This is a genomic window from Phytohabitans rumicis, assembly GCF_011764445.1.
Taxonomy (GTDB): domain Bacteria; phylum Actinomycetota; class Actinomycetes; order Mycobacteriales; family Micromonosporaceae; genus Phytohabitans; species Phytohabitans rumicis.
Map to the genome: position 1 here is coordinate 5,291,930 of NZ_BLPG01000001.1, position 23,359 is coordinate 5,315,288.

Genomic DNA, 23,359 nt, shown 5'->3' on the forward strand with positions numbered 1-23,359 from the left:
GATCCAGTCGCGGCCGTTCGCCCTTGATCGACGCAGAACTCCTTGATCGACGGCATAGTCCTTGATCGACGCGCTGCGGCGATCAAGGACTGCTAGCGGGACGGTTGGGTGGCTTCGGGGTCGTCGTCGGGGGCGGTGCGGGCGCCGGGCGGGGTGATCGGCGGCGGGGTCGGCGCGGACCAGGCCGGCCGGGGGTACGCGTCCGGCGGCGGCGGGCCCTTCAGGAGCTGGGTCGCCTCGCCGTCCGGGGCGTTCAGCCGGGTCGTGGTGGGCTCCGCCGTGGGCGCCGTGATCCGCGTCGTGGCCTCAGCCGGCGACGGAGGCGGAGGTAGAGGAGGCGGAGAAGGCACGGGCGGAGAAGGCGGGTTCAGCCGGGTCGTGGCCTGCTCCAAGTACGACGGTGGCGGGGGCAGCGGCGGAGGCGGGCTGGCCTGGAACGCCGTCGTCGGGGCCGGGTCGGCCGGGCGGGGCGGGGGCGGGCTGAGCGGCTGCGCGAGGTAGCCGGGCGTGGCCCCGAAGCCGCCCTGGGGCGGTGGCGTGGCGCCGGGTGGCAGGCCGTACGGCGGCACCGGTCCGCCGGGAGCGCCCATGGGAGCCCCGTACGCCGGGACCGGGGCGGGCGGCGACGCGTACCGGCGCCAGCGGCGGGGGCTCAGCACCGTGGCGAGCAGCGGCACGGCCAGCACCGCGCCCCAGGCGAGAGCCGGGTACGTCAGCGCTTGGTCGCCGCTCTGCAGATCGGTGGGCATCGTGTCGAAGTACGAGGACGGGTCGAAGGCGGCCCACGTGGTGAGCCCGAGGAAGACCAGTCCGATCAGCGCCGGCCCGATCGGGGAGAGCCGCGCCATCACCAGCACCGCGTAGAGCGCACCGCCGGCGATCAGCGCGGCCAGCCCGAGCAGGATGTCCAGGTCGAAACCGCTGGTGAACTGGCGGGTACCACGGAATATCTCGCTGGTCCCGTAGCCGGTCGCCACCCAGATCAGCGGCGCCAGGAACAGGGACAGGAATAGCGAACCGGCGTGGCGCATGGGCCCCTCCCAATGTCATGTGCCACGCGCACCGTACCCCGCAGTGGCAAGCGCCTGAACAGCTAAGACTCGACGCGTTTGCCGACGGTCGACGGCGGCGCCGACCACGGCGTCTCGCCGGAGGTCCGAGCGCCGACCACAGGCGCATCCACCAACGGCGCATCCACCGCAGGCGCATCCACCACGGGGGCGTCGGTCAACGTCGATTCGAGGTCCGGCGAAGCGGGAGAGACAGCCGCGACGGGCCACCGCCGCCAGCGCTGGGCGCTGAACGTCGCGATCACCAGCAGCGCCCCGAGCAGCACCAGGGTGCCGTTGTCGAGCGGCTGCTCCAGCGGGATGGCCCGGTCGAGGACCTCCCAGCCGTCCGGTACGAGGTCGCGCACCGCGAACGGGTCGGCGAAGAGCCCGGCGTACGGGGTGACCAGCAGCAGACCCGCGACGAGCGGGCCGAGCGGTGAGAAACGCAGCGTGCCGATGAGCCCGAGCACGATCCCGGCCACGACCAGATAGATCGCGGGTTCGATCAGGTCGGCGGTGTTGTAGCTGCCGCTTGCCGCCCAATCGTTCACGGTCCGTGCCGAGTCGCCCTGGCCCATCGAGACGAGCACCCAGGCCAGCGGCGCGGCGACCACGCCCGCGAGCAAACTCCATAGATGTCGCATGCGCGCACCGTACCGGTTCCGTCGATATCTGGCACCGGGGGCAAGATGTCCACATGACAGAGGGCAAGGTGCTGTGGGAGCCGCCGGCTGACGTACGGGACCGGTCCCGCATCGGGGCCTACCTGCGGTGGCTGCGCGAGTACCGCGGGTTGAACTTCGCGGCGTACGCCGACCTGTGGCAGTGGTCGGTCGACGACCTCGCCGGGTTCTGGCGGTCCATCTGGGACTACTTCGAGGTCCTCGCGCACACCGAGCCGACCGCCACCATCGAGCACCCGACGATGCCCGGCGCCCGCTGGTTTCCCGGCGCCACCCTGAACTACGCCGAGCACGTCCTGCGCATGCCGGGTCTGGCCGACGGCGACCCGGTCGTGTTGGCGTACTCGCAAACGCGCGGACCTGTCACGCTCACGGCGGGTGACCTGCGCGACCAGGTCCGGCGGGCCCGCGCGGAGCTGCGCCGCCTCGGTGTCGGCCGGGGCGACCGGGTGGCCGCGTACGCCCCGAACATCCCCGAGACGTACGTGCTGATGCTGGCCACGGCGAGCCTGGGCGCGGTGTTCTCCTCGTGCGCGCCGGAGTTCGGCACCCGCAGCGTGGTGGACCGGTGGCAGCAGATCGAGCCGACCGTCCTCTTCGCGGTCGACGGCTACCGGTACGGCGAGAAGGCGGTGGACCGCCGTGCCGAAGTGGCCGCGATCCAGGAGGCGCTGCCCTCGCTCCGGCACACGATCATGCTGCCCTATCTGGCCGGCGGCGACTTCGCCTGGCCGCAGACCGGCGAGGAGCTGGCCTTCGAGCCGGTGCCGTTCGACCACCCGCTCTACGTCCTCTATTCCTCCGGCACGACCGGGTTGCCCAAGCCGATCGTGCACGGGCACGGCGGCATCCTGGTCGAGCACCTCAAGATGCTGGCCCTGCATCACGACCTGGGCCCGGGTGACCGGTTCTTCTGGTTCACCACCACCGGCTGGATGATGTGGAACTTCCTGGTCTCCGCGCCGGCGGTGGGCGCGACGATCGTGCTGTTCGACGGAAATCCAGGCCACCCGGACCTGGACAGCCTGTGGCGGCTGGCCGATGAGGCCGGCGTGACGTTTTTCGGCACCAGTGCGCCGTTCCTGCTCGCCTGTCGCAAGGCGGGGCTGCGGCCGCAGGCGAACCCCCAGCTGCGCGGCGTCGGCTCCACCGGCGCGCCGCTGCCGCCGGAGGGCTTCGCCTGGGTGTACGACGCGTTCGGCCCGACCATCCAGTTGCAGTCCCTGTCCGGCGGCACCGACGTGTGCACCGGGTTCGTCGGCGGCGTCCCGCTGGTCCCGGTGTACGAGGGTGAGCTGTCCTGCCGCGCCCTGGGCGCCCGGGTGGAGGCGTACGACAGCGGCGGCAAGCCGGTCATAGGCCAGCTCGGCGAGCTGGTCATCACCGCGCCGATGCCCAGCATGCCGGTCGGGTTCTGGGGCGACACGGACGGCAGCCGCTACCGCGAGGCGTACTTCGACGTCTACCCGGGCGTGTGGCGGCACGGCGACTGGATCACCATCAGCGAGCGCGGCACCTGCGTGATCACCGGCCGCTCCGACGCCACCCTCAACCGCGGCGGCGTCCGGCTGGGCACGGCCGAGTTCTACTCCGTGGTGGAGGGCCTGGACGAGATCACCGACTCCCTGGTGATCCACCTCGAGGGCGGTGAACAGGGCGAACTCCTGCTTTTCGTGGTGCTCGCCGACGACCGGGAGCTGGACGACGAGCTGCGCCGGAAGATCGCCCGGGAGCTGCGCACCGCGCTGTCACCGCGGCACGTGCCCGACGAGATCCACCAGGTCAAGGCCGTACCGCGCACGCTGAGCGCGAAGAAGCTGGAGGTGCCGGTGAAGAAGATCCTCACCGGTACGCCGGTGCGGGAGGCGGCGGCGGCAGGTGCCCTGGTCAACCCGGAGTCGCTGTCCGCGTTCGAGCGTTTCGCCAAGGAACGCTGACGGGTCAGTAGACGACGGTGACCTTCTCCGCCGCGACCCGGTCACCGAGCCGGGCCGCGTCCAGGCGCCCGCAGAGGACCACCGTGGCGCCCGCGGCCAGCGGCGCCAGCAGCCAGTCCAGCGGATCCGGGTGCTTCGCGGCGTCGACCAGCACCCGGTCGCCGGCGCCGACGCCCAGGTCCGCGGCGCGCCTTCCCGCGCGCAGGGCCAGCTCCGCGCCATCGCCATCCATCGGGTACGGCGTGAAGTGGTCACCGTACGTACGTACCTCGACCACGTAGTCGGCGAAACCCTCCGGGGCGGGCCGCATCGGCATGGCCATCGGTGCCAGCCCGAGCGCGAACCGGTCCCCGGCCGGCCATCGTTCCGCGTCGGCCAGCCGGTCGGCGGCGGCGAAGAGCACGTCCACCGGGCCCTCCTCGGCACCCACCGTGAGCCCGGCGGACCAGCAGCCGAGCAGTACGGCGGCGGTCTGCCAGTGCGGCGGGAGCAGCACCCCGGCCCGGTCGCCCTGGCCCAGCCCGAGGCCGTCGACCAGCAGGTTCGCCGTCTTGGCCACCCAGTTGTCCAGTGTCGCGCCGGACAGCTCGGTCCGGTCCCCGGTCGCGTCGTCGTACCACGTCAGCAGCGGCCGGGCCGGATTCTTGGCCACCGCGGCGGTGAACAGTTCGATCACAAGTACTCACTCACGTAGGAAAGGTCTTACCGTCGCGTCGCAGACAACGATCGCCGATCCGCTCGGCGTAGGCTTTACGTAAGTGTTGTTAGACACAGCCGAAGCGTCGGTCAACAGCCGGCGAAGACAGCATCAAGGAGCCGCCCCGTGACCCCCGGTAGTCCGCCCCGCGTGCTCGTCGACGCCACGAGTGTTCCCGCCGACCGGGGCGGCGTGGGTAGATACGTCGACGGACTGCTCGGCGCCCTCGCCAAGGTGATCGGATCCGGGGTGGAGCTGGCGGTGGTGTCCCTGCGCACCGACGTCGAGCGATACGCGCGGATGCTGCCCGCCGCAGAGGTGATCTCCGCGCCGGCCGCCGTGGCGCACCGCCCGGCCCGGCTGGCCTGGGAGCAGACCGGCCTGCCGCTGCTCGCCCAGCAGGTGGGCGCCGAGGTGCTGCACTCGCCGTTCTATACCTGCCCGCTGCGGGCCGGTTGCCCGGTCACGGTGACCGTGCACGACGCGACGTTCTTCACCGAGCCGGAGCATTACGACAAGTCCCGCCGTACGTTCTTCCGCAGCGCCATCAAGACCGCGCTGCGCCGGGCCGAGCGGGTGATCGTGCCGAGCAAGGCCACCCGCGACGAGCTGATCCGGCTGCTCGACGCCGACCCCACCCGGATCGACGTGGCTTATCACGGGGTCGACCACGGGGCGTTCCACCCGCCCACCGACGAGGAAAAGGCCCGGGTGCGGGCCCGGCTGGGCCTGGGGAGCACCGACTACGTGGCGTTCCTGGGCGCCAAGGAGCCCCGCAAGAACGTGCCCAACCTGATCCGCGGCTGGGCGGCGGCGGTGCGTGACCGCCCCGAGCCACCCGCCCTGGTGATCGCCGGTGGGCAGGGGCACGACGACGCCATCGACCAGGCCGTGGCCGAGGCGCCCGCGCACCTGCGCCTGCTCCGGCCGGGTTACCTGCGCTACGCCGACCTGCCGGGCTTCCTCGGCGGTGCCCTGGTCGCCGCCTACCCGTCGTACGGCGAAGGATTTGGTCTTCCGATCTTGGAGGCGATGGCCTGCGCGACGCCGGTCCTGACCACGCCGCGCCTGTCCCTGCCGGAGGTCGGCGGCGACGCCGTGGCCTACACCAGCGAGGACCCGGCGCAGATCGCGACCGACCTGGCCGCGCTGCTCGATGACGAGGCGCGCCGGCTCTCCCTGGCCAAGGCCGGTTTCGACCGCGCTAAGGAGTTCACCTGGGAGTCCAGCGCGGAGGTGCACGTGGCGGCCTGGAGCCGGGCCGCTTCTTAAGCATCCCAGCCTGAGCCGGAAACGTCGGCCGGGCATGATGGACTGATGCTCTTCGCCGTCATCCCGGCGGGCGGCAGCGGCACGCGTTTGTGGCCGCTGTCCCGTGCCGGTAACCCGAAGTTCCTGCACCCGCTGACCGGCAGCGCCGCCTCGCTTCTGCAGGCGACCGTGGAGCGGCTGGCGCCGCTGACCGCCCCGGAGCGGACGCTGGTGGTGACCGGCGTGTCGCATGCCGCCGCGGTGGCCCGGCAGCTCACCGGCCTGCCCGAGGAGAACATCCTGGTCGAGCCGTCGCCGCGGGACTCGTGTGCGGCGATCGGCCTGGCCGCCATGGTCATCGCCCGCCGTGACTCGGACGCGGTGATGGGCTCCTTCGCCGCCGACCACCTGATCGGCGATCCCGATGCGTACGCGGCGACCGTCCGGCGGGCCGTGGACGGGGCGCAGCAGGGCCTGCTGATGACCGTGGGCATCACCCCGACCCGGCCCGAGACCGGGTACGGCTACCTCCAGTGTGGCGGGACGATCGGCGCCGGCCCGATGCGCATGGTCGAGGAGTTCAAGGAGAAGCCGGGGTACGACGTCGCGGTCTCCTATGTGGAGTCCGGCCGGTACTACTGGAACGCCGGCATGTTCGTCTGGCGGGTCGACGCGTTCCTGGCCGAACTGGCGCGCCAGCGGCCGCAGATGCACGCCGGGCTGACCCGGATCGCCGATGCCTGGGACACCCCGGCCCGCGAGGACGTGCTCGGCGAGATCTGGCCGACGCTGCCGAAGATCTCCGTCGACTACGCGGTGATGGAGGGCGCGGCGGCGGCCGGGCGGGTGGGCACCGTCCCTGGCGACTTCGGCTGGAACGACGTGGGCGACTTCCACACGCTCGGTGACCTGCTGCCCGCCGACGCGGACGGCAACGTGGTGGTGGTCGGTGCCGCCGAGGAAAAGCCCGGGGTCCTGCTCCACGACTCGTCCGGGCTGGTCGTGCTCCCGCAGTCCGGCCGCCTGGTCGCCACGCTCGGCCTCCACGACATGATCGTCGTGGACACCCCGGACGCCGTGATGATCTGCCCCCGTGACCGTGCGCAGGATGTCAAGAAGCTGGTCGACCGACTCAAAGAACGTGGTGCCGACGGCTACGTTTAGGTCATGAGCGCCACGTTGATCTCGGTGGAGCTCGCCGTCGGGTGCAACGAGGCGAGCGACCTTCTCCCCGTACAGTCGCCGGAGGTGCTGGCCGCGCACGACGCGCGCCGCGCCTTCTGGACGGTCCTGGACGAGGGCGCGGTCGAGCAGTGCGTGGCCCTGCTGGTGGAGCGGACCGACGGCACCTGGACCGCGCACCACGCGGCGTTCGACGCCGGGGCGGAGACCGGGCGCACCGAGGACGGCGAGGCGCTGGCCCACATCGACGGCTGGGTCTACGTGCTGGGCTCGCACTTCGGCTCCAAGGGCGGGCCGCTGCGCCCCAAGCGCGGGTTCTTCGCCCGGTTCCGGGAGGCCGACGCCGGCCGCCCGGGGGCGGCGCCGCTGCAGATCGTGCGCAACCAGTTCCGGCTGCACCGTCTGGTCAACGACGCGCTGGCGGCCGCCGACATCGTGCCGCTGCCGCCGGGCGAGCGGGTGCAGGACCGGTTCATCGTCGAGACGATCAACCGGGGCACCGCCCGGGAGAAGAGCTGGGTCACCCGGCTCGCCCCCGGCGACCTGCCGCTGAACGTCGAGGCGGCCGCCTTCACCCCGGCCGGCACGCTGCTGCTGGGGCTGCGCTTCCCGGTGACCGAAAAGGGCGAGCCCATCCTGGTCGAGGTGGCCGGCGTGGCGGGGATGTTCGACGACGACGCTCAGACATGGCCGGAGGTGGTCGGGGCGTACGCCCTGAGCGGGGTGACGCCGCCCGGCACGCTGACCGGGTTCCGGGCGCTGACGGCGAACGGCGACGGCACGTACGACGCCGTGATCGGGTCGATCGACGCGCTGGGCAAGGGCTCGGTGCTGCTCGACGACCACCCGGCCGGCGGCGACGTGGCCAGTCGCCACGTGCGCTTCGCCCTCCCGGACGCGGTCGGCGAGCTGGTGGCCGATCTGGCCCCGTTCCACAACGTGGAGGGCCTGGCCCGGCTGAACGGCCAGCGAATCTACGTCACCGACGAAGACCACCGGGTGGCCCTCTGGCTCGGCTGAGGGGCCGCACCCGGACCGCCATCTCCGCGGATCAAGGGCCGCGGACCCTCGTGATGGCTGTCCGGGCGCGGCACGTTCCTCCCCAGCCCAGATGACGAGCATGCCGGTAGGCAAGCCTTACCGTCGAGAACTTTCACGCTCCGCCGAAACATGCAGGTCATTGCCGCCGGGTAGAGTGACGGGCTCCTGATTCGGGAGAGCGCCATGCTGAGGATCGTCTTCTCCAGCGACGACATCGCCCGGACCCGGGTCGCTCCGGCCGCCGACCCGGTCTGGGAGACGGTGCTGAGCCTGCACCTGTTGCAGGGTCGGACCCGCGAACCGTCCCTGGCGGGCTGGCGCGGCGACGTCTCCGAAGGGCTGCGCCGGGACGTCACCGCGACCACCCAGTTGCGGCTGTTCTCAGCCACAAACCCCTCGAAGGGGTACTTTCCAGACTTCCTGACACCGTCCGAGAGCCTGCACGGGCTCCAAGCCGGCATGGACGCGATCCGGTCCACGCCGATCGAGCGGCTCAACCGGGACATCGCGGTGCTCGCCGAGGAGAACGCGTTGCCCCGCCGGCCGCGGCGCTGGGCCGCGGCGAGGCGGAGGCGCTCAGCCAGCTCACCGAGTCGATGGAGCGCTATCACTCGATCGCGGTCGCGCCGTACTGGTCGCGGATCGAGGCGGCGGTGGATGCCGACCGGGCGCGCCGTGCCCGTACGCTGCTGGACGGCGGCGCCGAGGGACTGCTGAGCGGGCTGCGGCCCAAGATGCGCTGGAACGCGGGCGTGCTGGAGGTGCACGACTACCCGACCGAGCGGGACCTGCACCTCGACGGCCGGGGCCTGCTGCTGGTGCCCTCGTTCTTCTGCGCCCGTACGCCGGTCGCCCTGGTCGACCCCGCCCTGCCGCCGGTGCTGGTCTACCCGATCGACCGGCTCGATGGGCTGGCCCGCCGGGGCGGGGGCGGGCAGCAGGCACTCGAAGCCCTGCTCGGCCGCACCCGGGCGGCCGTGCTGGAGGTGGTCGGCGACGGCTGCTCCACCGGCGAAGTGGCCCGCCGCCTGCGCATCTCCCCGGCCGCGGCCAGCCAGCACGCCACCGTCCTGCGCAACGCCGGCCTGCTGGCCACGCACCGCGACCGCAACACCGCCCTGCACACACTCACCCCGCTGGGCCGCGCCATGCTCTCCGCCCCGTTCTAGCGCCGCCCGCCCGAGGGCAGGACGGGGAGCGCGCAGCCCTCCGCGGCCAGGGCGCACCGGAGGCGGTGCACGTCTTCGCCGAAGCGCACCAGGTCGGCGCCCCCCGGAGGCGCCGCGTGGACGCCCTCGCCATCGACGTACGTGAAGACCGTGCCGGGCGCCACGACGCCGGTCACTGTCGCGATGGCGCGCGCCACGGCAGCCGGGTCGACCTCGCCGACCACCGATGCCGCCGGCAGCGTGGCGGCCGCCCGCAGCCCCGCCGCGCGGGCCTCCGCCGTACCCAGGGAGAAGAGGTCGGACCCCGCGTCGCGGACGAGCGCCACCGCCCCCGCGCCGTCGTCCTCCTGGGCCTGCGCGAGATAGCCGCGCACCACCGCGACGGGCACCTGGTCGCACTTGCCCTTGACGAGCTCGCCGGCGGCGGCCAGCTCGTCGACCACGGCCATCTGGGTGATGTGCAGCTCGTTGCCGTACGGGTCGGTCTCGCCGCGGTGGTCCCGGATCGGCGCGATCCCGGCGGCGCCGAGCGCGACGTCGGTCAGCCCGTTGCGCCAGGGCCGGCCCATCGTGTCGGAGACCACGACGGCCACGTCGACGCCGTGCCGTTCGCGCAGCGCGGCCCGCAGCGACCGGGCGGAGGCGTCCGGATCCTTCGGCAGCAGCACGAGGCGCGAGCGATCCACATTGGATGCGTCGATGCCGGCGGACGCCATCACGAACCCGTGGTGGGTCTGCACGATCCGGGTCTGCCCCCGAGTGGCCACCGGCCGGGCGGTCTCGGCGGCCAGCACCTCGTCCCGGGCGGCCGCCCGCTCCGGCCCGTCGACCGGCACGTCGACCAGCCGACCCTCCGCTTTGGACACCACCTTGCTGGTCACCACCAGCACGTCGCCGTCGCGCAGCCACGGCGCGGCCCCGGCGATCAGGGCGGCCAGGTCGTCACCCGGCGACACGTCACCGATCCCGTCGATGGGCAGGATCTCAAGCTTCATGCGAGCTCCAGTGCGGCGCGCACCATCGCGGCGGTCGCCTCCTCGTCGGTCATCCACAGTGGAACGGCGCGCACCGTCACGCCCGGCACGGTCGCGTCCGCGTCGGTCGAGTCGACGAGCCAGCCGTCCAGCACGCCGCCGCCGGCGCGGGCGCCGTACAGGCCGCCGACCCCGGCAGCCGTGCAGGGGACGTCCACGACGGCGAGGCACCGGTCGGCCATGCCGCGTACGGGGGCGCCGCCGATGATGGGCGAGACGCCGACCACCGGGGCGGGCCCGCCGGCGACCGCCTCGCGCAGGTCCGGCACCGCCAGGATCGGCGCGATGCTCACCACCGGGTTGCTGGGCGCGAGCAGCACCACGTCGGCGGCGGCCAGCGCGTCGAGCACGCCCGCCGCCGGCTTGGCCGACTCCGCCCCGACGAAGACGAACCGGTGGGTGGGCACGTCGCCGCGGTGCCGTACCCACCACTCCTGGAAGTGGATGGCCCGCTGCTCGCCGTCCAGGTCGACCACGGCGTGCGTCTCCAGGCGGTCGTCGCTGGCCGGCAGCAGGCGTACGCCGGGCTGCCAGCGCGTGCACAGCGCCTCGGTGACCGCCGAGAGGGGGTAACCGGCGGTGAGCATCGTGCTGCGCACCAGATGGGTGGCGACGTCCTTGTCGCCGAGGCCGAACCAGGTCGGCTCGGCGCCGTACGCGGTCAGCTCCTGTTTGACGGCCCAGGTCTCGCCTTCGCGGCCCCAGCCCCGCTCGGGGTCGGCGCCGCCACCCAGGGTGTACATGACGCTGTCCAGGTCAGGGCATACGCGCAGGCCATGCATCGAGACGTCGTCCCCGACGTTCACGATCGCGGTCACCTCGGCGCCGGTCTGCTGGGCGTACGCGCGCACGCCGACCAGGAAGCGGGCGCCGCCGATGCCGCCGGCCAAAACCACGATCCGCATGGGCCCATCCTTGCTCACGGGACGTGAGTTCAGCGGCGCTACCCCGGTCAACTAGGCTCACGGGCGCAGACCGCTTTGTCCGCAACCCGACCAGGGGGAGCCGTGACTACCCAACCCGAGGCCACGCCAACCGACGGGCAGGCCAGCCAGCACACCAAGCCGCTGCGGGAACTCGCCGCCCTGGTGCTTCTCGGCGCCACCGCGGTGGTGCTGTTCGTGGCCGTCCTCAACCTCATTCCCACGGGAGAATTCGAGGGCTTCACCGACAGGGCACGTGACAGCTTCGACAACTTCGTCAACCTGGGCACGATCGGCCTGCCGTTCCTGGCCGTGCTCCTGGCCAACCACGTGCAGCCGGTGCTCAGCCGGGCCAAGTTGATCACGATGGTGGCCCTGATCGAGTACGCGGTCATGGCCTTCTTCGGCGTGATCTTCGGGCTCTTCATCGGCGTGGTGAAGATCGCTGACGACAGCGTCTTCAACGCGCTGAAGGCGTTCCTGGGCCGGACGGCGACGCTGGCGGTGCTCGCCGTCGCCGCGTACGCCCTGGTCCGGGTGGGTCGCGCCCTCTACTGGGTGCCCAAGCCGAAGCCTCAGCCCGGCATGTACGGCGCACCGCAGTACGGCCAGCAGCCCGGTTACCCGCAGGGCTACCCGCAGCAGCAGCCCGGGTATCCGCAGCAGCAGCCCGGATACCCGCCCGCCGGGTACGGCCAGCCCACGGCGGCCTACCCGCAGGCGTACGGGCAGGGCCAGCCGGCCTCCCCGTACGGCGCCCCGCCGCAGCCACCCCAGGCCACGCAGGCGGTCCCGCCGCCCGCGGAGCCGCCGGCCGAGCCGGGACAGCAGACCCAGCTGATCAACCCGGCCAGCCAGTTCCCGTCGGCCGGCTTCCCGCCGCCCCCTCCGGGCCTCGGCGACGACCCCACCCGCCCCGTACAGCGCTAATTACCAATGTGGGGAGGGCGACTGCCCTCCCCACTCACATCTGCGCGGCGACCGGCCTAGGCTTCATCGGGTGGCTGATCACACACCCAGCGAGGCGAGCGTACGGCGGGCGTTGCACCGGGCCGCCGAGGGCCGCGCGATCGACGTCGAGGAGGCGGCCGCTCTGCTGGCCGCCCGTGGCGAGGCGCTCGACGAGTTGCTGGGCGTCGCGGCGGGGATCCGCGACGCGGGCCTGCGCGAGGCCGGGCGGCCGGGCGTCGTCACGTACTCGAAGAACGTCTTCATCCCGCTCACCCGCCTCTGCCGGGACCGGTGTCACTACTGCACGTTCGCGACCGTGCCGCACCGGCTGCCGGCGGCGTTCCTGGAGCGCGACGAGGTGCTCCAGATCGCCCGCGACGGCGCCGCCCAGGGCTGCAAGGAGGCGCTCTTCACGCTCGGCGACCGGCCGGAGGAGCGCTGGCCGGTCGCCCGCCAGTGGCTGGAGGAGCGCGGCTACGGGTCCACACTGGACTACGTACGCGCCTCGGCGATCGCGGTGCTGGAGGAGACCGGCCTGCTGCCGCACCTGAACCCGGGCGTGCTGTCCTGGGCGGACCTGCTGCGGCTCAAGCCGGTCGCGGCGAGCATGGGCATGATGCTGGAGACCACGGCGACCCGGCTGTGGAGCGAGCCCGGCGGCCCGCACTTCGGCTCGCCCGACAAGGAGCCCGCGGTGCGCCTCCGGGTCCTCGAGGACGCCGGCCGGGTCGGCGTGCCGTTCACCACCGGCATCCTCATCGGCATCGGCGAGACCCGCGCGGAGCGCGCCGACTCGCTCTTCGCGATCCGCCGCGTGGCCCGCGAGTACGGCCACATCCAGGAAATCATCGTGCAAAACTTCCGCGCCAAGCCGGACACGGCCATGCGCGGCATGCCCGACGCCGAGCTGCACGACCTGGCCGCCACGGTCGCCGTCGCACGCGTCCTGCTCGGCCCGCGCGCCCGCATCCAGGCGCCGCCCAACCTCATCGCCGGCGAGTACGACCTGCTGCTGCGCGCCGGCATCGACGACTGGGGCGGCGTTTCGCCGGTGACGCCGGACCACGTCAGCCCCGAGCGGCCCTGGCCACAGATCGACGAGCTGGCACGCCACTCGGCCGCCGCCGGATTCACCATGCGCGAGCGCCTGGCCATCTATCCCGAGTACGTCGTGCGCGGCGACCCCTGGCTCGACCCGCGAGTGACTCCGCACGTGTCCGCCCTGGCCCTGGGCGACGGGCTGGCCGACCCCGAGGCGGTGCTCGCCGGCCGCCCATGGCAGGAGCCGGACGACTCGGTACCCACCGGGCGGGTCAACCTCCACGAGGAGATCGACACGACCGGCCGTACGTCCGACCGCCGCGGCGACTTCGCGGACGTGTACGGCGACTGGGCCGCGGTGGCCGACCACGTGCGCACTCCGGACGCCGGCCCCCGGCTGGAGTCCGACCTGCTCGACGGGCTCAAGCTGGCCGCCACCGACCCGGCCGCCCTCCTGGAGCCGCGCCACGAGGAGGCCGCCCTCGCCCTCTTCAACGCCGACGGGGCGGCCCTGGACGAGCTCTGCCGGATCGCGGACGACCTGCGCCGGGACGCGGTCGGCGACGACGTCACGTACGTGGTGAACCGGAACATCAACTTCTCCAACGTCTGCTACGTCGGTTGCCGGTTCTGCGCGTTCGCCCAGCGCGAGCGGGACGCCGACGCGTTCCGGCTCTCGGTGGAGCAGGTGGCGGACCGGGCCGAGGAGGCGTGGCAGGCGGGCGCCACCGAGGTCTGCATGCAGGGTGGCATCGACCCCAAGCTGCCGATCACCGCGTACGCCGACCTGGTCCGGGCGGTCAAGGCGCGGGTGCCCGGGATGCACGTGCACGCGTTCTCCCCGATGGAGATCGTCTCGGCCGCAGCCAAGGCCGGCCTGCCGATCCGCGACTGGCTGACGATGCTGCGCGAGGCCGGCCTGGACACGATCCCCGGCACCGCCGCCGAGATCCTCGACGACGACGTGCGCTGGGTGCTGACCAAGGGCAAGCTCCCGGCCGCCACCTGGGTCGAGGTCGTGACGACCGCGCACGAGCTGGGCATCCGTTCCAGCTCCACGATGATGTACGGCCACGTCGACCACCCGCGTCAGTGGCTCGGGCACTTCCGGGTACTGGGCGGCGTGCAGGACCGTACCGGCGGGTTCACCGAGTTCGTGGCGCTGCCGTTCGTGCACACCAACGCGCCCATCTACCTGGCCGGCCTCGCCCGTCCCGGCCCCACCTGGCGGGAAAACCGAGCCGTGCACGCGATGGCCCGGGTGTTGCTGCACGGCCGCATCGCCAACATCCAGTGCTCCTGGGTGAAGCTCGGCGACGAGGGCACGGTGGCGATGCTGCGGGGCGGGTGCAACGATCTCGGCGGCACGCTGATGGAGGAGACCATCTCGCGGATGGCCGGCTCGGAGAACGGCTCGGCGCGTACCGTCGAGCAGTTGCGGTCGATCGCCACCGCGGCCGGCCGACCCGCACGCGAGCGCACCACGGCGTACGTCTTGCGCTGACGCCTTATGGTGAATCCCCGTTACCCCGAGAGGGCCTGAATCGGTAGGCGCGATGACGGTGCCTCAACGGTGCGCGACACTCCGCGAGTCGGACGCGGCGCGCCGAGAAAGCGGGCCCTTTTATCAGGTTCGGCTTGACGACGCACGCATTACACGCGTGTAATTTCACTGGGGTTGTTCGAATAGGATCTTTGGTTGTTGCCTAGGATCAGTTGAAACCAGACCGTTCGGACAAAAGACACGCCTTCCGCGTGGGGGGTTGCGCCGGCGACGCGGCCGGTGCGCAAGAAGGAGGCAGGCTGATGGACGGCCCACTGGAAGTGGCCGACCTGATCGGAGACGCGCCGGAGTGGCAGGAGCGGGCCTTGTGCTCGCAGACCGACCCGGAGGCGTTCTTTCCAGAGAAGGGCGGATCGACCCGCGAGGCGAAGCGCATCTGCTCGCGTTGCGAGGTCAAGGCCGAGTGTCTGGAGTACGCGCTGGGCCACGACGAGCGGTTCGGCATCTGGGGCGGCCTCTCCGAGCGAGAACGTCGCAAGCTCAAGCGCCGCGTGGCCTGAGCCTGGTTACCCGGTCGCTGGGGGGTGACCGGGTCAGGCCAGCTCGTCGGGGTCCACGCCGAGCAAGTTGGCCACCTGTTCAATGATCACGTCGTGCACGAGGTCGGCGAGATCTTCCCGGTCCATCGCCCGAAACTCGAGCGGCCGGCGGTAGAGCACGATCCGCGGTGGGACCTCCTGCCGCCCGGGCCGGCCGGGCAGCAGTCGGGCCAGCGGCACCTCGCCGTCCTCGAGCACGTCGGAGTCGTAGACGTTGAGGTCGGGCGGCACGTCCTCGACGGCGAACTCGACGCCGGCCAGCTCCTTGGCGAAGCGCCGCTCCAGCGCCTCCACGGTGTCCAGCACCAGGTCATCGAAGATTTCGGCCTTGGTACGCGCGAGCGGCACGGTGGCTGGCACCAGCCGCCCGCGTAGTCCGCGCCCGTGCCGGTCACGCTTCGACCGGTGGCCCGGGCGTCGAGGTTCAGGACTGCTCACGTCAAGAGGGTAGTCGCCCGGACCGACGACCAACTCACGCGGCCGGCGTGTCGCAGCGGCATCCGGAGTTCCGGAGCGGGTAGGAGAGATAACGTGCCGCCGTGAGGTCACCACGGCGTTGCTCCCGAAACGGCTGCCCGCGTCAGGCCGTCGCCACGCTGACCTATGTCTACAACGACTCCACGGCGGTTGTGGGCCCCTTGGCGGCGTTCGCCGAGCCCCACACGTACGACCTGTGCGAGCCGCATGCCCGCAGCCTCACCGCCCCCCGAGGCTGGGAGTTGGTCCGCCACGACGGCGAGTTCGCACCCCCACCCCCCACCACCGACGACCTGGTCGCCCTGGCCGAGGCCGTCCGCGAAGCCGCCCGCCCGAGCCCCCCGCCGCTGGAGGAAGACCGCGGCCCCCAGCAAGGCCGCCGCGGCCACCTCCGCGTAATCCCCCCACCTACTAGCGCCCCCCGCGCGGCGGCCCCCTCCGCGCGCCCCGCGCGCTTTGTGCGCCCCGCGCGCCTTGCGCGTCGATCAAGGGCATACGGCCGTGCTTTGATCTCCAATCCACGACCATTCGCCCTTGATCGACGCAGAATTCCTTGATCGCGCCCGCGCGGGAGCGTCGACGGGCTGGAACGGTCAGGTCGCTCGGGGGCGCCAGCCGAGGAGCCAGATCAGGTACGCGCCGCCGAGGCACGCCGTGACCACGCCGACCGGTAGCTGGGTTGTCGGCAGGGCGCGCTGGGCCAGCAGGTCGCTCGCCAGCAGGAGGGCGGCGCCCATCGCGGCGGCCGGTACGACGTTGGGGCCGGTGGCGCGGGTGAGCCGGCGGGCGAGTTGCGGCGCGGCCAGCGCGACGAACGCGATCGGTCCCGCGCACGCGGTGCCCGCGGCGGCTAGGCCGACCGCGGTGGCGATGAGCGCCAGGCGTACCCGCTCGACCGACACGCCGAGCGCGCGGGCGGTCTCGTCGCCCATCTCGAGGACCAGCGCCCGCCGCCCCAACATCAGTACGACCGGCATGAGCAGCGCCAGCGCCCCGCCAGCCACGGCGGCGTGGGCCCAGTCCCGGGCGTTGAGGCTTCCCATGATCCACAGTGCGGCCCGCTGGGCGTCGAAGATGTTGGCTCGGACCAGGAGGTACGTGCTGAGCGAGGTGAGCAGCGCCTGTACGGCCACCCCGATGATCACGAGGCGGTAGCCGTGCGTGCCCCGGCGGTACGCGAGCAGGTAGACGGCCGCCGCGGCGAGCGCCCCGCCGAGCACCGCGCCGAACGCGATCGACGCCAGCCCGGCGCCCGCCACGATGATCATGATGAGCGCCCCGGCGCTGGCGCCAGCCGTGAAGCCGATGACGTCCGGGCTGCCGAGCGGGTTGCGGGTCAGGCTCTGGAAGATCGCTCCGCTCGCGCCGAGCGCCGCACCCACGGCGAGCGCGGTCAGCACACGGGGCAGCCGCAGGTCCAGCACGATGTACTCGGTCGCCGGTGTGCCACCGCCGAACAGGGCACGCAGCACCCCGGCCGGCGAGAGCGGGTAGTCACCCGTACCCAGGGCGAGGATGCCCACGGCGGCGCAGAACGCCAGCAGCGCGGCGCCGACCGCGACGGACCTCACGTTTGAAGGTCTCACAGCGGGTGGTCTCATAGCCGCGGCAGCCTTCCCCGGCGGCGGACCAGCGCGATCAGCAGCGGCGCGCCGATCACCGCCGTCACCACGCCGACGCCGATCTCGCTGGGGCGGGCCACCAGCCGCCCCGCGATGTCCGAGACCAGCAGCAGGATCGGGGCCAGCACGAGGGAGTACGGCACGAGCCACCGGTAGTCCGGCCCGGTGATCATGCGGGCGAGGTACGGCACCATCAGCCCGACGAACGCGATCGGCCCGGCCGCGGCCGTCGCCGACCCGCAGAGCAGCGTGACGGCGACCGCCCCGAGCACCCGCGTCCGGTCCCGGTGTACGCCCAGCGCCTGGCCGGCCTCCTCGCCGAGCGCGAGCGCGTTGAGCGACGGCGTCAGGGCCAGGCCGATGATCACGCCGGCCGCGACGAACGGCAGTATGCCGGCGAGTACGTCGGGGTCGGTGCTGGCCAGCGATCCGGCCATCCAGTTGCGCCACCGGTCGAACGCGTTCGTGTCGGTGAGCAGGATCGCCCGGCCCACCCCGTGCAGCACGTACGTGAACGCGATGCCGGCCAGCACCAGGCGCACCGGGCTGGCGCCCTCCCGGCTGCGCGCGCTCACCGCGTACACCAGCGTCGCGCTGATCGCCGCGCCGGCGAAGGCGAACCAGACGTACGCCCAGGGGCTGGAAAGGCCCATCACGCCGACCGCCACGATCACGCCGAGCCCCGCGCCCTCGTTGATGCCGAGGATGCCCGGGTCGGCGAGCGGGTTGCGGGTCAGCGCCTGGATGAGCGTGCCGGCGAGGCCCAGCGCCGCGCCGACGACGAGGCCGAGCAGCGTACGGGGGACGCGCAGGTCCCGCACGATGACGTGGTCGTCGAGCCGGCCGTCGTAGTGGATGAGCGCGTCGAAGACCGTGCCGAGGGGGATCGACTTCGAGCCGACCGCGACCGAGAGCAGGGCGGTGGCGGCGAGCACCGCGACCGCGCCCGCCAACCCCCACGCCAGCCGGGGCCGGGAACGGGTGGCCGCTGCGGTCACCGTCACAAGATCACTCCTCGACAACGCGGTGTGGGTTAGCTTAGCCTCCCCTTATCTGGTGGGAGGCAACGGTGAACGGACTGAGTCGGCGGCGGCTCCTGATCGGCGGCGCGGGGCTCGTCGTGCTGGCCGGATGCGGAAACGACAGCGAAGCGGACGCGCCCAGCAGCGGTGGACCGTGGGAGTTCACCGACGACCGGGGCAAGAAGGCCACCCGCGACAGCCGGCCCGCCAAGATCGTGGCACAGATCAGCGCCGCGGCCACGCTGTGGGACTTCGGCCTGCGCCCGATCGGCACCTTCGGCGAGGAGAAGGGGTCGGACGTGCTCAAGGGCAACGTCGACCCGAGCACGGTCACCTGGGTCGGCCAGACCTGGGGCGACTTCAACATCGAAAAGCTGGCGGCGCTCGCGCCGGACCTGCTGGTCGCGCCGATGCAGGCCAAGGACCAGCTCTGGTACGTCCCGGAGGAGGCGGTCAGCAAGATCGAACCGCTGTGCCCCAGCGTCGGCATCAACCAGTTCGAGGTGCCCGTCGACAAGGTGATCGACCGGTTCGCCGAGCTGGCCGGGTCGCTCGGCGCGGACCTGTCGGCCCCGGCCGTCACCGGCGCGAAGGCGGACTTCGAGGCGGCCGGCAAGACGCTCGCCGGCGCCGCCAAGGCGCAGTCCGGCCTGCGGGTCGCGTTCGTCAGCGGCACCAAGGACAACCTCTACCTCGGCAACGCGAAGATCTTCTCCGACCTGGCGTACCTGCAGAATCAGGGTGTGAACTTCGTCCAGCCCACGGTGCCGGCGGACCAGCCGCACTGGGAGGTGCTCTCCTGGGAGCAGGCCGGCAAGTACCCCATCGACGTGCTCCTCTACGACTCCCGCAACCCGTCGTACTTCACGACCGACCTGGCCAAGTACCCCACGGTGGCCAAGCTCCCCGCGATCACCGCCAACCAGGCGGTCGCGTGGAACCCGGAGACCCCGTCGACCTGGGCCGCGTTCGCGCCGGCCCTGCGCGACCTGGCCGCCAAGCTGAGCGCCTTCAAGACCGTGGCGTGATGCAGGCGCTGCTCGATCGCTACAACGCGGCGGGGATCTTCCCCGCGGCGAGCCCGTCCGCGGCCGGCGACGGCTGGTACGCGCTGCCGGACCTCACCGGCGCCTCGCTGGCCGACCGGATGCGGATGTTCGTCGAGCTGTCCGGCTGCCCACCGGAGACCGCCGCGGCGCACCTGGCCGGCTGGACCACGGGCTCGTTCTCCCGGCTGCTCGTGTGGGCGTACCGCACCGAGCGGCGGGTGCCCCTGCTCACGGCCGCCGGCACCGCGCTGCACGGCAACCCGGGCGGCTGGTTCGACGGCGTGGCCGTGGACCGGCCGCAGCTCGCCGTGCTGCCCGGCGACCCGCTGGTGGGCGAGCCGGGCGTGCACCCGGTCGACAATCTCGCCGAGGCCCTCACCAGCACCGTGCGCACGCTCGCCGAACCGGTCGTCGACACCATCAAGGAGCAGTCCCGCCTCGGCCGGCGCACGATCTGGGCCCTGGTCGCGGACACCGTGCTGGGCGCCTTCCACGCCGACGAGCCGCCCGGCCCGTCGACCGCTCGGGCCGCCGCCGAGGCCGAGGAGCTGCTCGCCGGGGCCGGGCCGCTGGCCGTACGCCGCCGCTGGGCAGGGCCGGTGCCGATCGCCGCGGCGTGCTGCCTGGCGTACAAGCGCCCCGGTTTGGAGTACTGCGAACGCATCTGTCCGAAGCTCGACGAGCAGACCCGCGCCCAGCAGATCACCGAGTGGCTCGCCACCGCCGCGTGAGTGGGGCGCCCCTACGAGGCGCGTGAGCGTGAGTGGGGCGCCCCCACGCGGCATGCGAGCGTGAGTGGGGCGCCCCTATGCCCGCCCTGAGCTGCATGGGGCGCCCCACTCACGCGCGAGCGCCCAACCAGGGCGCCCTACTGGGCGGGGCGACGCTACAGCCGCGCCGCGTCCGCCAAAGTCACGAGCTTGCGTACGGTGTTGATGCCGATCCAGCGCAGCGGCTCGGGCGGCCACCGCACCGACTGGTGCCCCACCCAGGGCAGGGCGGTCAGGTCGCTCTCCACGCCGAGGATCAGGTCGGCGAGGGTACGGCCGGCCAGGTTGGTCGTGCCCACCCCGTCGCCCACGTAGCCGCCCGCCCACGCGAGCCCGGTGTCCCGGTCCAGCCCGACCGACGCGGACCAGTCCCCGGGGATCCCCACCGGGCCGCCCCAGCTGTGCGTGACCGGCACGTCGCCGAGGGCGGGGAAGAGCTCCGCCAGCGCCCGGCGCAGCGCCGCGAAGACGCGCGGCTCACTGTCGTACTCCGGCTTGGTCTTCGAACCGAAGTGGTACGGCGCGCCGCGCCCGCCGAAGGCCAGCCGACCGTCCACAGTGCGCTGTCCGTAGATGATGAGCCGGCGGTAGTCGGAGAACGTCTCCCGCTCGCCCAGTCCGGCGTTGGCCCAGAAGCCGTCCGGGAGCGGCGGCGTGGCCACCATGAGCGAGTAGACCGGCGCGATCGTACGGCGGGAGCCGGGCAGCGCGGCCGTGTACGCCTCGGTGGCGCGTACCACCACGGGCGCGCGCACCGTCCCCACTGGAGTGTCGGCGGCGCCCTGGCGCAGGCGCAGCACCGGCGTGCGCTCGTAGATGGTGACGCCCTTGCGTTCCACCGCCCGAGCGAGGCCGCGCACCAGCCGGGCCGGGTGGATGGCGGCACAGTGCGGCGTGTACGTGCCGCCGAGCACGCTGGTCGCGCCGCACCGCTTGGCCGCCTCGTCCGGCCCCAGCAGGGTCAGGTCGTCGTCGGTGAAGCCGTACTCGTGGGCCTCCTCGACGGCCTCATGGGCGCGGCGCAGCTGGGCCGGAGTGCGGGCGATCGTCACCGTGCCGCCCTTGGTCCAGTGGCAGTCGATGCCTTCGAGGCGGGCCACCCGCCCCACTTCGTCCACAGTGGAGTTCATGGCGCGCTGCATGGCCACCGCGGCTTTGCGGCCGTGGCGGCGGGCGAGCAGGCGCGCCGGGGTGGGGAAGAGAGCCGAGCACCAGCCGCCGTTGCGCCCGGACGCGCCGTACCCGGCGAACTCCTTCTCCAGCACCACGATGCGCAGCGACGGCGCGGCGGTGGCCAGGTAGTACGCGGTCCACAGCCCGGTGTAGCCGGCGCCGACGATCGCGACGTCGGCCACCAGCGGCCCGTCAAGTGCCGGCCGTGGCGACAGGTCGTCGTCCACGGTGGACATCCAGAGGCTTAGAGGCGTTGCCATGCCTCGGCCAACACGGCTCGCAAGATCTGCTCCATCTCGTCGAACTGCTGCTGCTCGGCGATCAGCGGCGGGGCGAGTTGCACCACCGGGTCGCCACGGTCGTCGGCCCGGCAGTAGAGCCCGGCCCGGAAGAGGGCGGTGGACAGGAACCCACGGAGCAGCCGTTCGGACTCGTCGTCGTCGAACGTGGCCCGGGTGGCCTTGTCCTTCACCAGCTCGATGCCGTAGAAGTAGCCGTCGCCGCGGATGTCGCCGACGATCGGCAGGTCGTTGAGCCTTTCCAGGGTGGCCCGGAACGCGGCCTCGTTGGCGCGAACGTGCCCGGTCAGGTCCTCGCGGGCGAAGATGTCGAGGTTGGCCAGCGCCACCGCGCACGACACCGGGTGCCCGCCGAACGTGACGCCGTGGGCGAACATGGCCGTCTCATCCAGGAACGGCTCGATCAGCCGGTCCGAGGCGATCATCGCGCCGAGCGGGGAGTAGCCGGACGTGAGCCCCTTGGCGGTGGTGATGATGTCGGGCTGGTAGCCGTAGCGGATCGCGCCGAAGTACTCGCCCAGGCGGCCCCACGAGCAGATCACCTCGTCCGACACGAGCAGTACGTCGTACGCGTCGCAGATCTCGCGTACCCGCTGGAAGTAGCCGGGCGGCGGCGGGAAGCAGCCACCGGAGTTCTGGACCGGCTCCAGGAAGACGGCCGCGACGGTGTCCGGCCCCTCCCGCTCGATGGCGCGGGCGATCTCGTCCGCCGCCCACCGGCCGAACGCCTCGGGGTCGTCGCCGTGCTCCGGCGCCCGGTAGAAGTTGGTGTTGGGCACCTTGATCCCGCCGGGCACGAGCGGCTCGAAGTCGCTCTTGATACCGGGCAGGCCGGTGATCGAGAGGGCGCCCATGGACGTCCCGTGGTACGCGATGAACCGGCTGACCACCTTGTGCTTGGTGGGCTTGCCGACCCGTTTGTAGTAGGCGCGGGCCAGCTTCCACGCCGCCTCGACGGCCTCCGAGCCGCCGGTGGTGAAGAAGACCCGGTTGAGGTCGCCGGGGTGAGGGCGGAGATCCGTTCGGCCAGCTCGATGGCGGCGGGGTGCGCGTACGACCACAGCGGGAAGAACGCCAGCTCGGCGGCCTGCTTGGCGGCCGCCTCGGCCAACTCGGTGCGCCCGTGACCGGCGTTCACGACGAAGAGCCCGGCCAGCCCGTCGAGGTACCGGCGGCCCTGGGCGTCCCACACGTATGCGCCCTCGCCGCGGACGATCGTGGGCACGTCGCCATCGCGGTAGCTGGCCATGCGGGTGAAGTGCATCCAGAGGTGGTCGGTCGCGTTGCCCATGCCAACGATTACCGCATAGGTCGATGGCCGCGCGCAAGCGAATCCGTGACGTCTTGAAGATCTGGCAACGAATTCCGCAGAGAAGCTAGGCCGTCCCCCACGTGTACGTCTGTTTGCGGAGCTTGAGGTAGACGAACGCTTCTGTGGACACCACGCCCTCGACCTCGCGGAGCCGGCTGATGACCTCCAGCAGGTGGTCGTCGTTGCGGCAGACCACCTCGGTCAGCAGGTCGAACGAGCCGGCGGTGATGACTACGTAGTCCAGCTCCTCCAGTTCGGCGAGCCGGTCGGCGATCGCTTCGAGGTCGCCGGTCGTGCGGAGCCCGATCATGGCCTGCCGGGGAAAGCCGAGCTGCAGCGGGTCGGTCACGGCCACGATCTGCATCACGCCGGCGTCGAGCAGCCGCTGCACGCGCTGGCGTACCGCAGCCTCGGACAAGCCGACGGCCTTGCCGATCGAGGCGTACGGGCGCCGCCCGTCCTCCTGCAGTTGCTCGATGATCTGTTTGGCGACGTCATCGAGCAGCGCGTGACTCGCGCCGTCCCGCACCACCTGCCGCGGTTTTGCCATCCACTGCCTCCCCGTGCAGCC

General features: G+C 72.3%; 20 protein-coding genes and 2 pseudogenes. 11 read left to right on the plus strand and 11 right to left on the minus strand.

All coding sequences use genetic code 11. The features are described from left to right. Positions 1-92 precede the first annotated feature (92 nt). On the minus strand, positions 93-1,031 hold the full coding sequence (locus Prum_RS23940) for a hypothetical protein (protein WP_173078522.1): 939 nt from the start codon (positions 1,029-1,031) through the stop codon (positions 93-95). A gap of 62 nt (positions 1,032-1,093) precedes the next feature. Next, positions 1,094-1,696, minus strand: a complete 603-nt coding sequence (locus Prum_RS23945; protein WP_173078523.1) for a hypothetical protein — start codon at positions 1,694-1,696, stop codon at positions 1,094-1,096. Positions 1,697-1,749: 53 nt separating this feature from the next. Here Prum_RS23945 and Prum_RS23950 point away from each other — a divergent pair, with 53 nt between their 5' ends. After that, on the plus strand, positions 1,750-3,672 hold the full coding sequence (locus tag Prum_RS23950) for an acetoacetate--CoA ligase (protein WP_173078524.1): 1,923 nt from the start codon (positions 1,750-1,752) through the stop codon (positions 3,670-3,672). A 4-nt stretch (positions 3,673-3,676) separates the two neighbouring features. Here Prum_RS23950 and Prum_RS23955 read toward each other — a convergent pair whose 3' ends face one another. After that, positions 3,677-4,348 (minus strand): TIGR03089 family protein, encoded by a 672-nt coding sequence (locus Prum_RS23955; RefSeq protein WP_173078525.1) that lies wholly within the window; start codon positions 4,346-4,348, stop codon positions 3,677-3,679. A gap of 147 nt (positions 4,349-4,495) precedes the next feature. On the opposite strand from Prum_RS23955, the gene Prum_RS23960 reads away from it, so the two are divergent. The 4 genes from Prum_RS23960 to Prum_RS51790 all read left to right on the plus strand — a co-directional run bounded on the left by Prum_RS23960 (position 4,496) and on the right by Prum_RS51790 (position 9,012). Continuing rightward, the gene (locus Prum_RS23960; RefSeq protein WP_173078526.1) at positions 4,496-5,641 is read left to right on the plus strand and encodes a glycosyltransferase family 4 protein; all 1,146 of its coding nucleotides are present in this window, start codon (positions 4,496-4,498) and stop codon (positions 5,639-5,641) included. A 45-nt stretch (positions 5,642-5,686) separates the two neighbouring features. Further along, complete coding sequence (locus Prum_RS23965; protein ID WP_173078527.1) at positions 5,687-6,784, plus strand: mannose-1-phosphate guanylyltransferase; 1,098 nt, start codon at positions 5,687-5,689, stop codon at positions 6,782-6,784. 3 nt (positions 6,785-6,787) lie between these two features. Then, positions 6,788-7,822 carry a hypothetical protein gene (locus Prum_RS23970; protein WP_173078528.1) on the plus strand — a complete coding sequence of 345 codons (1,035 nt, stop codon included), beginning with the start codon at positions 6,788-6,790 and terminating at the stop codon, positions 7,820-7,822. A gap of 617 nt (positions 7,823-8,439) precedes the next feature. Beyond that, positions 8,440-9,012 carry a winged helix-turn-helix domain-containing protein gene (locus Prum_RS51790; RefSeq protein WP_503826928.1) on the plus strand — a complete coding sequence of 191 codons (573 nt, stop codon included), beginning with the start codon at positions 8,440-8,442 and terminating at the stop codon, positions 9,010-9,012. Here the strand turns inward: Prum_RS51790 and Prum_RS23980 are convergent. Together Prum_RS23980 and cofD are read right to left on the minus strand one after the other, a co-directional pair. Then, complete coding sequence (locus Prum_RS23980) at positions 9,009-10,007, minus strand: coenzyme F420-0:L-glutamate ligase (protein ID WP_173078529.1); 999 nt, start codon at positions 10,005-10,007, stop codon at positions 9,009-9,011. The two genes, Prum_RS51790 and Prum_RS23980, sit on opposite strands and share 4 nt — an antisense overlap. Beyond that, positions 10,004-10,951 (minus strand): 2-phospho-L-lactate transferase, encoded by a 948-nt coding sequence (gene cofD / locus Prum_RS23985; RefSeq protein WP_173078530.1) that lies wholly within the window; start codon positions 10,949-10,951, stop codon positions 10,004-10,006. Before cofD ends, Prum_RS23980 begins: the two co-directional genes overlap by 4 nt. 102 nt (positions 10,952-11,053) lie before the next feature. On the opposite strand from cofD, the gene Prum_RS23990 reads away from it, so the two are divergent. The 3 genes from Prum_RS23990 to Prum_RS24000 all read left to right on the plus strand — a co-directional run bounded on the left by Prum_RS23990 (position 11,054) and on the right by Prum_RS24000 (position 15,025). After that, complete coding sequence (locus Prum_RS23990) at positions 11,054-11,899, plus strand: hypothetical protein (RefSeq protein WP_246278053.1); 846 nt, start codon at positions 11,054-11,056, stop codon at positions 11,897-11,899. A 70-nt stretch (positions 11,900-11,969) separates the two neighbouring features. Then, positions 11,970-14,465 (plus strand): bifunctional FO biosynthesis protein CofGH, encoded by a 2,496-nt coding sequence (locus tag Prum_RS23995; RefSeq protein ID WP_173078531.1) that lies wholly within the window; start codon positions 11,970-11,972, stop codon positions 14,463-14,465. A gap of 302 nt (positions 14,466-14,767) precedes the next feature. Then, a complete protein-coding gene (locus Prum_RS24000; protein ID WP_173039867.1) occupies positions 14,768-15,025 on the plus strand; it encodes a WhiB family transcriptional regulator in 258 nt (85 codons plus the stop codon). 33 nt (positions 15,026-15,058) lie between these two features. Here the strand turns inward: Prum_RS24000 and Prum_RS24005 are convergent, their stop codons facing one another. Beyond that, positions 15,059-15,502, minus strand: coding sequence for a metallopeptidase family protein (locus tag Prum_RS24005; protein ID WP_173078532.1), 444 nt, complete (start codon positions 15,500-15,502; stop codon positions 15,059-15,061). Positions 15,503-15,603: 101 nt separating this feature from the next. Here Prum_RS24005 and Prum_RS24010 point away from each other — a divergent pair. Beyond that, positions 15,604-15,948 (plus strand): annotated as a pseudogene (locus Prum_RS24010) (DUF3499 domain-containing protein); the annotation flags it as partial. A gap of 186 nt (positions 15,949-16,134) precedes the next feature. Here the strand turns inward: Prum_RS24010 and Prum_RS24015 are convergent. Both Prum_RS24015 and Prum_RS24020 read right to left on the minus strand, forming a co-directional pair. Beyond that, positions 16,135-17,142, minus strand: coding sequence for a FecCD family ABC transporter permease (locus Prum_RS24015; RefSeq protein ID WP_173078534.1), 1,008 nt, complete (start codon positions 17,140-17,142; stop codon positions 16,135-16,137). Then, the gene (locus Prum_RS24020) at positions 17,139-18,167 is read right to left on the minus strand and encodes a FecCD family ABC transporter permease (RefSeq protein ID WP_246278055.1); all 1,029 of its coding nucleotides are present in this window, start codon (positions 18,165-18,167) and stop codon (positions 17,139-17,141) included. The genes Prum_RS24015 and Prum_RS24020 overlap by 4 nt, the downstream gene beginning before the upstream one ends. A 65-nt stretch (positions 18,168-18,232) precedes the next feature. Between Prum_RS24020 and Prum_RS24025 the strand changes: the two genes are divergently transcribed. Next, the gene (locus Prum_RS24025) at positions 18,233-19,213 is read left to right on the plus strand and encodes an ABC transporter substrate-binding protein (RefSeq protein ID WP_173078536.1); all 981 of its coding nucleotides are present in this window, start codon (positions 18,233-18,235) and stop codon (positions 19,211-19,213) included. Next, entirely contained in the window at positions 19,213-19,965 is a 753-nt protein-coding gene (locus tag Prum_RS24030) for a hypothetical protein (RefSeq protein ID WP_173078537.1), read from the plus strand. Before Prum_RS24025 ends, Prum_RS24030 begins: the two co-directional genes overlap by 1 nt. A 155-nt stretch (positions 19,966-20,120) precedes the next feature. Here Prum_RS24030 and Prum_RS24035 read toward each other — a convergent pair whose 3' ends face one another. From Prum_RS24035 to Prum_RS24045, 3 genes and pseudogenes are all read right to left on the minus strand, one after another. Beyond that, a complete protein-coding gene (locus Prum_RS24035; protein WP_246278056.1) occupies positions 20,121-21,413 on the minus strand; it encodes an NAD(P)/FAD-dependent oxidoreductase in 1,293 nt (430 codons plus the stop codon). 8 nt (positions 21,414-21,421) lie between these two features. Next, positions 21,422-22,767 (minus strand): annotated as a pseudogene (locus Prum_RS24040) (aspartate aminotransferase family protein). An 85-nt stretch (positions 22,768-22,852) separates the two neighbouring features. After that, a complete protein-coding gene (locus tag Prum_RS24045) occupies positions 22,853-23,338 on the minus strand; it encodes an Lrp/AsnC family transcriptional regulator (protein WP_173078539.1) in 486 nt (161 codons plus the stop codon). Between the last annotated feature and the right edge of the window lie 21 nt (positions 23,339-23,359).

Bases quoted from the DNA above. Each gene is read 5' to 3' on its own strand.
- Prum_RS23940 (WP_173078522.1), bottom strand. From the start codon at position 1,031: ATGCGCCACGCCGGTTCGCTATTCCTGTCCCTGTTCCTGGCGCCGCTG.
- Prum_RS23945 (WP_173078523.1), bottom strand. From the start codon at position 1,696: ATGCGACATCTATGGAGTTTGCTCGCGGGCGTGGTCGCCGCGCCGCTG.
- Prum_RS23950 (WP_173078524.1), top strand. From the start codon at position 1,750: ATGACAGAGGGCAAGGTGCTGTGGGAGCCGCCGGCTGACGTACGGGAC.
- Prum_RS23965 (WP_173078527.1), top strand. From the start codon at position 5,687: ATGCTCTTCGCCGTCATCCCGGCGGGCGGCAGCGGCACGCGTTTGTGG.
- Prum_RS23970 (WP_173078528.1), top strand. From the start codon at position 6,788: ATGAGCGCCACGTTGATCTCGGTGGAGCTCGCCGTCGGGTGCAACGAG.
- Prum_RS51790 (WP_503826928.1), top strand. From the start codon at position 8,440: ATGGAGCGCTATCACTCGATCGCGGTCGCGCCGTACTGGTCGCGGATC.
- Prum_RS23980 (WP_173078529.1), bottom strand. From the start codon at position 10,007: ATGAAGCTTGAGATCCTGCCCATCGACGGGATCGGTGACGTGTCGCCG.
- cofD (WP_173078530.1), bottom strand. From the start codon at position 10,951: ATGCGGATCGTGGTTTTGGCCGGCGGCATCGGCGGCGCCCGCTTCCTG.
- Prum_RS24000 (WP_173039867.1), top strand. From the start codon at position 14,768: ATGGACGGCCCACTGGAAGTGGCCGACCTGATCGGAGACGCGCCGGAG.
- Prum_RS24015 (WP_173078534.1), bottom strand. From the start codon at position 17,142: ATGAGACCACCCGCTGTGAGACCTTCAAACGTGAGGTCCGTCGCGGTC.
- Prum_RS24030 (WP_173078537.1), top strand. From the start codon at position 19,213: ATGCAGGCGCTGCTCGATCGCTACAACGCGGCGGGGATCTTCCCCGCG.
- Prum_RS24035 (WP_246278056.1), bottom strand. From the start codon at position 21,413: ATGTCCACCGTGGACGACGACCTGTCGCCACGGCCGGCACTTGACGGG.
- Prum_RS24045 (WP_173078539.1), bottom strand. From the start codon at position 23,338: ATGGCAAAACCGCGGCAGGTGGTGCGGGACGGCGCGAGTCACGCGCTG.